Raw genomic sequence first — 12,582 nt, forward strand, 5'->3', positions numbered from 1 at the left:
AAAAACTCAGACTGGTTTGATTTTTTGCGCTTTTTACTGTTTTTTCAAATAAAAGAAACTCAAATACAGAATCGTATTTGAGTTTCTTAATTCAATGACATTATTTGACAGTTTTTCTGTTTTTGTTCAAAAAAACAAGATGTATGCATTGATGACGCTTTGATTTTTATTATAATATAACTGTAAATTATTAAGATTCCTAATCAAAAAAATATAGAGAGGAGGATTTTTGATTAGGAATAAAAAATTAAAATGCTGAGTGTTGCATTACTTAGTACAGTAATATTGAATATAGCACTTACAGAAGGTGTTTCAGTTGTTCATGCTAATGAGGTGGCTTCAGCTACAAAACTTGGAAATACTTTTAAAGATTTATCGGAAGAATCTATTTTATTAATTTTAAAAGCAGTAGATGAAATGCCACAAGGAATGTTGGAAAGAGGAAATCAGGAAGAAATTGATAAATATATGCTTAGTAAAGGTATAGATTTAAAATTTGATAATGAAGTACAGTTCAGGGACTTTTGGGGATGTGTCGGTGCAGTTGCTTGGGCGGTAGGATCTGCTGCTGTTGGTATTGGTATGCTTGTTAAAATTAAACAATTTATAGCAGCAGTAGGAGGTATCAAGGCAGCCGCTTCTGCTTTAATATCCATTGCTGAATCTGGAGCTAATTACGAAAATATTACAAAATTTGGATATGCTGTAGTTGACATGGGGTCTACTATTTTGGGAATTAAGGAAATTGGTGATAACTGTTTTGAATAAGAAATACAATGTAGTTTTATTTTTATTATTTATAGTCTATTTGTTTGGATACTTCTCGATTTCAAAAAATTTAATTCCTATAATGTGTGTGATCCAAATATTTTTGTTAGAAAATATATTTAAATCTCAAAATAAGCTTATCCAAATAGGTAAAATTATAGTTATTATTGCTTCTATAATATTATTTATTGATAGTATACTAAATTAAGAGTCTGAGAACTATTTTGTCTCAGACTCTTTTTGTTTAAATACTTTTTCCTGGTAGGAGGGAAACTGGTAAGAAATAACCGGTTGTGGCAACTTCTTTTCCTTCGATTTTTTGAAGTAGTAAATCAACTGTCAGGCGAGCAATTTCTTCCAAGGGTTGTTTAATGGTAGTAAGGTGAGGATAGAAATTCTCGATAAAATAAGTTCCATCGTAACCAATAACCTTGAGTTGTTCTGGAACAGAGATGCCAAGTTCCTGGGCGATCTTCATTACCAAGATGGCAGTCAAATCATCCGATGCGAAAATAGCATCTGGTTTTTGTTTTTTCAGAATACTTTTGATTTCCATTTCCTTGCGGAGGGGTGAAAAGTCACTGGAAATATTGATGATGGGAGCTTTTGGGAAGATAGAAGCAAAGCCTGCATGGCGAAGTCCAGTTGGTGAATTGGAGTTGTCATTACCTGTAATCATAATGACAGACTTGGATCCAGTTTTAGCCAAGGTTTGAGCTGCTAGGACTCCACCAGCATAGTTATCAGAGGAAACGACAGGAATGTCTGGTGATAGGTTTCGGTCAAAAGAAATGATTGGAGCCGTTACGCGATTGTAGTCCTCAATCCCTAAGTTATGGCTACCAGAGATAATGCCATCCACTTGATTAGCTTCTAGCATTTCAAGATATTCACGTTCTTTTTCCGAATCGTGCTCACTATTACAGATGATGGTCTTATAGCCGTTTTTGAAGAGTTCGTGCTCCAGTTTGTCAATCAATTCAGCATAGAAAACATGGCTGATTTTTGGGAAAATCAACCCAATTAACTTGGCTGATTTCCCTTGGAGGCTACGAGCAAGGTTGTTGGGTTTGTAGCCTAACTCCCGCATGGCCTCATTGACCTTTTGAATAGTTTTTTCTGACAGGTAGCCCTTTTTATTGATAACACGTGAGACAGTAGTTGGGCTGACGCCTGCTAGTTCTGCGACATCAGTTAGTTTTGCGACCATATTCTAATTCGTAGTAAGTTCCAGTTGGGGTTCCAGATTTAATGAGGATTCCATTTTGATCTTTGTGAGGGAAGACACGACCAGAAAATACTTTTTCTCCTTTATTGATGAAAATTTCAAAGACTGAATTATCGATGAAGATATTTACAGTAGTAGCTTGGTTGTCGATTGAACATGAGCGAGTAGTTCCAAATTCTTGAGCATATTGCTCACCTGCTTGACTGCGGTCAACAGTAACTTGACCATTGACAAGGTCAAAATTGATAGAGAGTCCTTTGCCATCTTTGTCAGCAAGAAGAACGATTTCACTTTGACTATTGGCTGCTAAGTTAAGCTCGAGCTCGTAGGTGTTTTTGGTTTCAGAACGATTTGAAAATTCCTCTTGTGAAGCACGGAGTTCTTTGATAGCAGCTACAGGATACTGATAGAGTTTGCCATCTTTAATGGTAAGTTCCTTGACCAATGAGAAAGTCCCTTGGTGATCAAAACGATCAGATGGATAAGACACATCTGGCAAACCAAGCCAACTAACTGCCAGAGCACGTCCATCAGGAGCATTGAAGGCCTGAGTGGCATATGCTTCGAAACCATAGTCTAGATTGTGTAGTTCAGACACATCTACCATACGAGCATTTTCAGGATCGAAGGAAACACCGATTTTATACATATTTGGATAGATATTATCGTAGTCAAGAACCTTTTTATCCAAACCTTGTGGGCAGTAGAGAAGGACAGGTTGTTCTCCAACAAAGACAAGATTTGGGCACTCCATCATATAGGCAGTACGGTCATTGTTGAAGTCAAGATCACCAACTTCTTGCCAGTTTGTATAATCATTTTCGACAGCTTTGTAAAGACGGATAAACCCTTTTTTCTCCAAGTCTTGACCACCAACGATAGCGTAGTATTGTCCTTTAAAGTTAAAAATCTGTGGATCGCGGAAGTGGTCAGTAGCATCAGCAGGCTGATCAATCAAGATCTTATCAATCTTTTTAATATTTCCATCCTTATCCATCAAGGCACCAATCTGATAAGGGTGGCGAACCCAATTTTCATCACGGACATTTCCTGTATAGAATAGGAACAATTGATCACCAAACTGCATAGCAGATCCTGAGTAAGCGCCGTGGCTATCCAGTGGAGTATCAGGTAAGATTTTTACACCTGTTTCAGTAAAGTGCACCAAATCGTCACTCTCAAGTTGAACCCAAGATTTCAAGCCGTGGGCTGCTCCAAAGGGGAAGTTTTGGTAAAATACAATCCACTTACCATCAAAATAAGAAAAACCGTTTGGATCGTTGAGAAGTCCTTCCTTTGGTTCAATGTGATAGCTGACATGCCATGGGGATTGCACCATCTTTTCTTGGATTTCTTTTCTTTCTTCTTGTGTCCAATCTTCATAACGTCTGTAACGACGTTCAGTAGTCCATTCCATTTCTATTTCCTCCATAAATTCTACTATCTTAATAGTAAACGTTTCCTTATAAAAAAGCAAGTCTTTTACACTAAATTAAAGAAAAAAATGTCAAACGATTGACAGAGTTTGGAAACGTAATTTTATGGAAAATGATGAAAATATGAAAGTTTTTGAAAAACTTTAAAGTAAAAACCTTGATTTTAGAGGGTGTTATGGCTGTGTTGATGAAAAAAATAGCAAAAACAATCAAAAAATAAAAAATAGCAAAATTTTTTCTGCAAAACGCTTGACATATTTTTTAAACGTGATAGAATAATATTCGTGGGGCGAGTAAAATCGCTTTCAAACAAGAACAAATTTTTTTATAAGGAGATTTTTGCAAATGACCAATACAGAAATTGCAAAAAAAGTCATCGAAGCCTTGGGCGGACGTGAGAATGTTAACAGTGTAGCTCACTGTGCTACTCGCCTTCGTGTTATGGTGAAAGATGAAGCGAAGATTAACAAAGATGCTATTGAGAACTTGGAAAAAGTTCAAGGTGCTTTCTTTAACTCAGGTCAATACCAAATCATCTTTGGTACAGGTACAGTTAACAAGATGTACGATGAAGTCGTAGCTCTTGGTTTGCCAACGACATCTAAGGATGAGATGAAGGCAGAAGCTGCTAAACAAGGAAATTGGTTCCAACGTGCCATCCGTACTTTTGGTGACGTCTTTGTTCCAATCATTCCAGTTATCGTAGCAACTGGTCTCTTCATGGGTGTTCGTGGTCTCTTGAATGCTCTTGGAATGACACTTCCAGAAGATGTTACAACTTACACTCAAATCTTGACTGACACAGCATTCATTATCTTGCCAGGTTTGGTTGTTTGGTCAACCTTCCGTGTATTTGGTGGTAACCCAGCTGTTGGTATCGTTCTTGGTATGATGCTCGTTTCTGGTTCACTTCCAAATGCCTGGGCTGTTGCTTCTGGCGGTGAAGTAACTGCTATGAACTTCTTCGGATTTATCCCAGTTGTTGGTTTGCAAGGTTCAGTTCTTCCGGCCTTCATCATCGGGGTTGTCGGAGCTAAGTTTGAAAAAGCTGTTCGTAGAGTGGTTCCAGATGTACTTGATCTCTTGGTAACACCATTCGTAACACTCCTCGTAATGTCAATTCTTGGTTTGTTTGTTATCGGACCAGTCTTCCACGTTGTTGAAAACTATATCCTTCTTGGAACAAAAGCTATCCTTAACTTGCCATTTGGTCTTGGTGGTTTCTTGATTGGTGGAGTTCACCAAGTTATCGTCGTATCAGGTGTTCACCACATCTTCAACTTGCTTGAAGTTCAATTGCTTGCTACTGACCATGTTAACCCATTCAACGCTATCATCACAGCTGCCATGACTGCTCAAGGTGCTGCAACAGTAGCCGTTGGTGTGAAAACTAAAAATCCAAAACTTAAAACACTTGCTTTCCCAGCTGCTCTTTCTGCCTTCCTAGGTATTACTGAGCCTGCTATCTTCGGGGTTAACTTGCGTTTCCGTAAACCATTCTTCCTTTCATTGATCGCTGGTGCAATCGGTGGTGGATTGGCATCTATCCTTGGTCTTGCTGGTACTGGTAATGGTATCACAATCATCCCTGGTACAATGCTTTACATTGGTAACGGACAACTTCCACAATACCTTCTTATGGTAGCTGTATCATTCGCTCTTGGTTTTGCTCTTACTTACATGTTTGGTTATGAAGATGAAACTGATGGAGAATCAACTGTAAAAAAGCCTGAAGTTAGCGAAGAAGTAGTAGAAACTGCATCTAAGCTAACAGACGAAACAATCCAAACACCAATCGTTGGTGACGTAGTTGCCCTTTCAGATGTTAATGACCCAGTCTTCTCAAGTGGAGCTATGGGACAAGGTATCGCTGTAAAACCTAGTCAAGATGTTGTTTACGCCCCAGCTGATGCTGAAGTGACAATCGTCTTCCCAACAGGACATGCTTATGGTTTGAAAACTGCAAACGGAGCTGAAATCTTGATCCACGTGGGTATCGACACTGTTTCAATGAACGGTGAAGGATTTGACCAAAAAGTTGCTCAAGGTGACAAGGTTAAAGCTGGAGATGTTCTTGGAACATTTGACTCAGCTAAGATTGCTGCTGTAGGTCTTGATAACACAACAATGGTTATCGTGACAAACACTGCAGACTTTGCTTCAGTAAATCCAGTTGCTTCTGGATCAGTTGCTAAAGGTGATGCAATCATCGAAGTTAAAGCTTAATAGATTTATAAAAACGAACAAATGTCATGTTTGTTCGTTTTTGATTGAATGGTAAAATTTACAGAGGAAAATCTAAAATATTGAGCAATTTTCAGTCTGGAAATATGCTATAATAAAGAAAATAAATACAAGAGGTTAATCATGACAAAACTATACGGAAGTTTGGAAGCGGGCGGTACAAAATTTATCTGTGCTGTCGGTGATGAAAACTTTAATATTGTAGAAAAAACACAATTCCCAACAACAACTCCTATCGAGACAATCGATAAAACTATCGAGTTCTTCTCAAAATTCGACAATCTTGCAGGACTTGCCATTGGTTCATTTGGTCCAATCGATATCGATAAAAACTCAAAAACTTACGGGTTTATCACAACAACTCCAAAACCTAACTGGGCAAATGTAGACTTGCTCGGTGCTCTCCGTCGCGCTCTAAACGTTCCGATGTATTTCACAACAGACGTAAATAGTTCTGCATACGGTGAAGTGGTTGCCCGTAACAATGCTGGTGGCCGTATCGAAAACTTGGTTTACTACACAATCGGTACAGGTATCGGTGCAGGTGTTATCCAACGTGGCGAGTTTATCGGCGGTGTTGGTCACCCTGAGATGGGTCATTATTATGTGGCTAGACACCCAATGGATATTGAAAAAGAATTCAACGGTGTTTGTCCTTTCCATAAGGGATGTCTGGAAGGCTATGCAGCTGGTCCAAGTTTGGAAGCTCGTACAGGTGTTCGTGGGGAAAACATTGAACTCAACAACCCTGTATGGGATGTTCAAGCCTACTATATCGCTCAAGCAGCTGTAAACGCAACTGTAACTTTCCGTCCAGATGTCATCGTCTTTGGTGGTGGGGTTATGGCTCAACAACACATGTTGGACCGAGTACGTGAGAAATTCACATCTCTTCTCAATGGTTACCTACCAGTTCCAGATGTACGTGACTATATCGTAACACCAGCTGTTGCAGGTAATGGTTCGGCTACACTTGGAAACTTCGTTCTTGCTAAGAGCGTTGCAAAATAAACATGAAAAATGAGGTTGGAAATTATCCCGGCCTCATTTTTAGTCTTTTTCTTTTTTCGTTTCCTGATGGAAAATATTTTGCCAAGTTTCGTGGCGGCGCCAGATGCTGGTATGAATGGTATCACCGACTTGGTAGCGGATGAGTTTTGTTTTCTGGCTGATAGAGGTTAAATGAAGCTCTTTAATGGCAGAGGTCAGTTCTTTTTCAGCCTTATAGGCATCCTTGTCCAGTTCTTGTCCGTCCTGGCGGATATATATGAAATCTTCTGCAAGTAACTCTTCCAGTTGATTTCCTTGGTCGATTAGTTGCTCTCTCATGAGCAATTTTTTATAGACATTATCTAGGATTTCATCCTCAGGGATTGGTGCTGGTTCAATATGAATGTCTGTATCAAAGACACCAAATCGATCTGATAACATTGATTCAACCTGGTCCGCAATTTCATGACTCTCATAAACAGAGAGATCTGGGTTCATTTCCAGAGTAATGTCCAGATAAATGTTGCTTCCGTAAGTACGACCGCGTTGAGATTTGACCTTGCTAATCTTAGGAATTTCCATGATAGATTTTTGGTAATCTTCGAGCAAGTGTTCATCAAAACCATCAGAAAGGCTGAAGGATGACTCGATAAAGATATCATAGGCAGTCTTGAGGATAAAGAAGGTAATAACGATGGCAACCAATTTATCCACGAGAGGGAAGTTAAAACTGCTGGCTAGGATGGCGATAGTGGTTCCAAGTGAAGTGACTGCATCTGATAGATTGTCCTTGGCAGCCGCTTTAAGCGCCTTAGATTTGGACTGCTTGCTGAGGTAGGTGTTGTAGAGATAAACAGCAAACATAATTACAGCAGAGATCACTCCTAGAATCGCTCCCAGTGGGTCAATCACTATTTCTTCGCGACTAATAATCTTTTGAATCGTATCTCGCAAGACATCAAAACCAACGTAAAACATGATGATGGAAGTGATGAGGCTTGCCAAGTCCTCGATTTTCCAGTGACCGAAACGATGGTCTCTATCTGCTGGTTGGCGGGCCAAACGAATCCCAATGAGGAGGGCAACATTTCCGATGATATCAGAAACGTTGTTGAAACCATCTGCTACTAAACTGGACGAGTGAAGGAGGTGGCCTGCTGCTAACTTAGCTGCTGACAAGAAAAGGTAGGTCAAGATGCTTATAATAGCACCTCGTTCAGCTAATTTCAAGTTTGAAACGGATTGATTCATCTGACTCTCTTCCTAGAATTTTTGTATTCTATCATTATACTGGTTTTGTAAGGAAAATTCAAATGGAGGTGACTCACTCCACTCCAGCACTTGAAAACTTTTGAAATTCTGTTATAATAGAACTACTCAAGGGAGTAGCTGGCGGGAAACCGCGATAGTGTCGTCATTACGAATTATTTCCGGCACTATATTAAACAGCGAGACTTGTTTTTTTAAAAAACAGGTCTCTTTTTTTGTAAAAAGAGGCCAAAAAGGAGGAGACTGTTTTGTCAAAAGAACAAAATAAAGACTTGTTTTACACACAAACTGCAGAAGAAGTCCTAGAGAACTTGGACTCATCTATCGAAGGTTTGTCAACTGCTCAAGCTCAAGAACGCTTAGCGACTTATGGTCGTAATGAGTTGGAAGAGGGAGAGAAACGTAGCCTACTAGCTAAATTCCTTGATCAATTTAAGGATTTGATGATTATCATCTTGCTTGCGGCAGCGGCACTTTCTGTCATTACAGAAGGGATGGATGGCTTAACAGACGCCATTATCATCTTGGCCGTAGTTGTCTTGAATGCTGCCTTTGGTGTTTACCAAGAAGGTCAAGCAGAAGCAGCCATTGAAGCTCTGAAAAATATGTCTAGCCCGATGGCTCGTGTTCGTCGTGATGGTCATGTTATTGAGATTGACTCGAAAGAATTAGTACCTGGAGATATCGTCTTGCTTGAAGCGGGAGATGTCGTGCCTGCAGATATGCGTTTGTTTGAAGCAGCTTCTCTTAAAATCGAAGAAGCAGCTCTTACAGGGGAGTCTGTCCCAGTTGAAAAAGATGTGACAGGACTTGTTGAAGCAGATGCTGGTATCGGGGATCGTGTTAATATGGGTTACCAAAACTCAAACGTAACATACGGTCGTGGTATTGGTGTCGTGACCAACACTGGTATGTACACAGAAGTTGGTAAGATTGCGGATATGTTAGCCAATGCAGACGAAACAGAAACACCGTTGAAGCAAAGCTTGGAACAATTATCTAAGGCCTTGACTTACTTAATCATTGTGATTGCAGTGATTACCTTCTTGGTTGGTGTCTTTGTTCGTGGCGAACATCCATTAGAAGGCTTGATGGTTGCGGTTGCTCTTGCAGTAGCGGCTATTCCAGAAGGGCTTCCTGCCATTGTAACCATCGTTCTATCTTTGGGAACTACAACCCTTGCTAAACGCAATTCGATTGTCCGTAAATTGCCAGCGGTTGAAACGCTTGGTTCAACAGAAATCATTGCATCTGATAAAACAGGTACTTTGACCATGAACCAAATGACTGTTGAAAAGGTTTATACCAACGGTCAAGTGCAAAGCTCAGCAACTGAGATTGCTGCTAACAATAATACGCTCCGTGTCATGAACTTTGCCAATGACACCAAGGTGGACCCATCTGGCAAGCTGATTGGGGACCCAACTGAGACAGCTTTGGTACAGTTTGGTTTGGACCACAACTTTGATGTTCGTGAAGTCTTGAAGGATGAGCCACGTGTAGCTGAATTGCCATTTGACTCAGACCGTAAACTCATGTCTACCATTCATAAGGAATCTGACGGTTCTTACTTTATCGCTGTCAAGGGTGCGCCTGACCAATTGCTCAAGCGCGTGACTCGTATTGAAGTCAATGGGGAAGTTCGCCCAATCACAGAAGAAGATAAAAATGCCATCCTTGCTACCAACAAAGACTTGGCTAAACAAGCCCTTCGTGTCTTGATGATGGCTTATAAGACAAGCGCCGAAATTCCAACCTTGGAATCTGAAATTGTTGAATCTGACCTGATCTTCTCTGGTTTGGTCGGCATGATCGACCCTGAGCGTCCAGAAGCTGCAGAAGCTGTTCGTGTCGCTAAGGAAGCGGGTATCCGTCCAATCATGATCACGGGTGACCATCAAGATACAGCAGAAGCTATTGCCAAACGTCTCGGTATCATCGATTCAAATGATACAGAAGACCATGTTTTCACGGGTGCTGAGTTGAATGAACTCACGGATGAAGAATTCCAAAAAGTCTTCAAGCAATACTCTGTTTATGCGCGTGTATCGCCTGAGCACAAGGTTCGTATCGTTAAAGCTTGGCAAAATGAAGGCAAGGTTGTTGCCATGACGGGTGATGGGGTCAACGATGCGCCTTCACTTAAGACAGCGGACATCGGTATCGGTATGGGGATTACTGGTACAGAAGTTTCTAAGGGAGCTTCGGATATGGTCCTTGCTGATGATAACTTTGCAACCATTATCGTAGCGGTTGAAGAAGGACGTAAAGTCTTCTCAAATATCCAAAAATCAATCCAATACCTCTTGTCTGCTAATATGGCTGAAGTCTTCACGATCTTCTTTGCAACCTTGTTTGGTTGGGATGTATTGCAACCAGTGCATCTTCTCTGGATTAACTTGGTAACAGATACGCTTCCAGCCATTGCTCTTGGTGTAGAACCAGCTGAGCCAGGAGTTATGACCCACAAACCTCGTGGACGTAAATCTAACTTCTTTGACGGTGGTGTCTTTGGAGCTATTATATATCAAGGAATCTTCCAAACCATGCTAGTTCTAAGTGTTTATGGTTGGGCTCTTCTTTTCCCAGAGCACCAAAGTCATACTGAAATCCATGCGGATGCCCTTACCATGGCTTTTGCAACTCTCGGTTTGATCCAATTGCTCCATGCCTTTAACGTTAAGTCGGTTTACCAATCGATCTTTAAAGTGGGACTCTTTACTAACAAGACCTTTAACTGGTCTATCCCAGTTGCCTTTGTTCTCTTTGTGGTGACAATTTTGGTTCCTGGATTTAATAATCTCTTCCACGTGTCACATTTGAGTTTGACTCAATGGATGGTGGTCGCTGTAGGAGCGCTTATGATTGTAGTCCTTGTTGAGATTGTCAAAGCAGTTCAACGAGCACTTGGAAAAGATAAAAACGCTATTTAAGCATTGAAAAGTCATCTTCGGATGGCTTTTTTGCTTTTATATAAGATAAATGTCAATAGATTTTGTGCTATAATCAAGTAGAGAAAAAGATGGAGGAAAGAAGACTTGGAAAAGAAAATTGTAAAAGATATCTTGTTTTTGTCGCAGGTATCCCAGCCTGCTAGTCAGGAAGATTTACCCCTAGCAAAGGATTTGCAGGATACCCTATTGGCTAACCGAGAAACCTGTGTTGGACTAGCAGCCAATATGATTGGGGTACAAAAACGTGTTATTATTTTTAATATCGGAATGATTCCCATGGTTATGTTTAATCCGGTTCTCCAATCTTTTGAAGGCTTATACGAAACAGAGGAAGGTTGTTTGTCTTTGACAGGAGTGAGACCAATAACTCGGTATGAAAAGATTACCGTGGCTTATCGAGATATCCATTGGCAAGAGCAAACCATTACCCTGACAGGATTTCCTGCTCAGATCTGTCAGCATGAACTGGATCATTTAGAAGGGATTATCATATAAGCAGGTTCAGATTATCTTTCACTAGAATAGTGGATGATTTTTCAAGCTAAATAACTAAAAAAATTCGTTTTTCTTGCACTCTTGTTTGAAATTTGTGATAATGGATGAAAGAATAATAAATGGAGGACAGTCAAATGGGATTTTATCTGATGATTGGTTCGATGTTGCTTGGTCTTTTCGCTTTGAAGATAGGATTTTCTCACCTAAAGGAGAAAAAGTTTAATCTGTCATCTATCTTGACAAGCTGCCTTGGGACAGCACTCGTTCTCTTTGCAATCTGGTTAGGATTGCCAAAATAAGGAAAGAAGCCTCGGTATTCACCGAGGTTTTTAGGTGCAAATCCTTGGTAGTCCTAAAAAAATATGCTACACTAACACTATGAAAATTCTAATCCCAACTGCAAAAGAAATGAATACCGAAATCCCTAGTTTAGAGGCTAAACCATTGCGTCCTGAAAGTCAGGCGGTGCTGGATGAATTGGCCAGATATTCTGCCCAAGAGCTGGAGAACTTTTACAAAATATCTGCCGAAAAAGCGCAAGAGGAGTATGACCATATCCAGGCCTTAGAAAATGGAACTGCGATAAACTATCCAGCCTTGCACCTCTTTGATGGACTCATGTATCGCAACATCAAACGGGACAATCTAAGCAAGGCTGAAGAAGCCTATCTGGAGAATCACCTCATGATAACGTCAGCTCTTTACGGTGTGATTCCAGCCTTTGCATCGATTGCACCTCACAGACTGGACTTTTTGATGAAGCTTAAAATCGCTGGGAAAAGCCTGAAAAGTCACTGGCAGTCAGCTTATGAAGAGTCGGTGAAGGGTGAAGAACTAATCTTTTCACTCTTGTCTTCGGAGTTTGAAACTGTCTTTCCAAAAGATATCCGTGAAAAAATGGTGACCTTTAAGTTTATGGAAGACAGAGATGGAAAACTTAAAGTCCACTCAACCATTTCAAAGAAAGCTAGAGGTGGTTTCTTAACAGCCTTGATGGAAGATCAGGTAACTTCGGTAGAAGAAATCAAAAAGCTCAGCTTTGTAGGTTTCCACTATCGAGAAGACCTGTCTAGTGACAAGGAAATGGTCTTTGTAAAATAGATTGAAAATAGCGTCAGCTCTTGATTGAATCAGGGCAGGCTTTTTTATGATTTGACGCTTCTATTTTCTACCATTTGTCAAGTATAATACGGTTTCT

General features: G+C 40.3%; 10 protein-coding genes. 7 read left to right on the top strand and 3 right to left on the bottom strand.

What is annotated here, in order from left to right:
- Positions 1-252 precede the first annotated feature (252 nt).
- Positions 253-768, top strand: a complete 516-nt coding sequence (locus HMPREF2837_RS03010; RefSeq protein WP_049549278.1) for a hypothetical protein — start codon at positions 253-255, stop codon at positions 766-768.
- Between the two features lie 244 nt (positions 769-1,012).
- Here the strand turns inward: HMPREF2837_RS03010 and HMPREF2837_RS03020 are convergent, their stop codons facing one another.
- Together HMPREF2837_RS03020 and HMPREF2837_RS03025 are read right to left on the bottom strand one after the other, a co-directional pair.
- Complete coding sequence (locus tag HMPREF2837_RS03020; RefSeq protein WP_049528006.1) at positions 1,013-1,978, bottom strand: LacI family DNA-binding transcriptional regulator; 966 nt, start codon at positions 1,976-1,978, stop codon at positions 1,013-1,015.
- Positions 1,959-3,413, bottom strand: coding sequence for a sucrose-6-phosphate hydrolase (locus tag HMPREF2837_RS03025; RefSeq protein ID WP_049528003.1), 1,455 nt, complete (start codon positions 3,411-3,413; stop codon positions 1,959-1,961). Before HMPREF2837_RS03025 ends, HMPREF2837_RS03020 begins: the two co-directional genes overlap by 20 nt.
- A 364-nt stretch (positions 3,414-3,777) precedes the next feature.
- Here HMPREF2837_RS03025 and HMPREF2837_RS03030 point away from each other — a divergent pair, with 364 nt between their 5' ends.
- Together HMPREF2837_RS03030 and scrK are read left to right on the top strand one after the other, a co-directional pair.
- Entirely contained in the window at positions 3,778-5,658 is a 1,881-nt protein-coding gene (locus HMPREF2837_RS03030) for a sucrose-specific PTS transporter subunit IIBC (RefSeq protein ID WP_075230624.1), read from the top strand.
- A 141-nt stretch (positions 5,659-5,799) separates the two neighbouring features.
- Positions 5,800-6,687, top strand: a complete 888-nt coding sequence (gene scrK / locus HMPREF2837_RS03035; RefSeq protein WP_075230625.1) for a fructokinase ScrK — start codon at positions 5,800-5,802, stop codon at positions 6,685-6,687.
- Positions 6,688-6,726: 39 nt separating this feature from the next.
- Here the strand turns inward: scrK and HMPREF2837_RS03040 are convergent, their stop codons facing one another.
- Entirely contained in the window at positions 6,727-7,917 is a 1,191-nt protein-coding gene (locus HMPREF2837_RS03040; RefSeq protein WP_075230626.1) for a cation diffusion facilitator family transporter, read from the bottom strand.
- A gap of 266 nt (positions 7,918-8,183) precedes the next feature.
- On the opposite strand from HMPREF2837_RS03040, the gene HMPREF2837_RS03045 reads away from it, so the two are divergent.
- From HMPREF2837_RS03045 to yaaA, 4 genes are all read left to right on the top strand, one after another.
- A complete protein-coding gene (locus HMPREF2837_RS03045; RefSeq protein ID WP_075230627.1) occupies positions 8,184-10,868 on the top strand; it encodes a cation-translocating P-type ATPase in 2,685 nt (894 codons plus the stop codon).
- A gap of 105 nt (positions 10,869-10,973) precedes the next feature.
- Entirely contained in the window at positions 10,974-11,384 is a 411-nt protein-coding gene (locus tag HMPREF2837_RS03050) for a peptide deformylase (RefSeq protein WP_049549288.1), read from the top strand.
- A gap of 134 nt (positions 11,385-11,518) precedes the next feature.
- Entirely contained in the window at positions 11,519-11,683 is a 165-nt protein-coding gene (locus tag HMPREF2837_RS03055) for a hypothetical protein (protein ID WP_049494288.1), read from the top strand.
- A gap of 79 nt (positions 11,684-11,762) precedes the next feature.
- A complete protein-coding gene (gene yaaA / locus HMPREF2837_RS03060) occupies positions 11,763-12,485 on the top strand; it encodes a peroxide stress protein YaaA (protein WP_049549292.1) in 723 nt (240 codons plus the stop codon).
- Positions 12,486-12,582 lie beyond the last annotated feature (97 nt).

Source organism: Streptococcus sp. HMSC071D03 (genome assembly GCF_001812125.1).
GTDB classification, from domain to species: domain Bacteria; phylum Bacillota; class Bacilli; order Lactobacillales; family Streptococcaceae; genus Streptococcus; species Streptococcus pseudopneumoniae_N.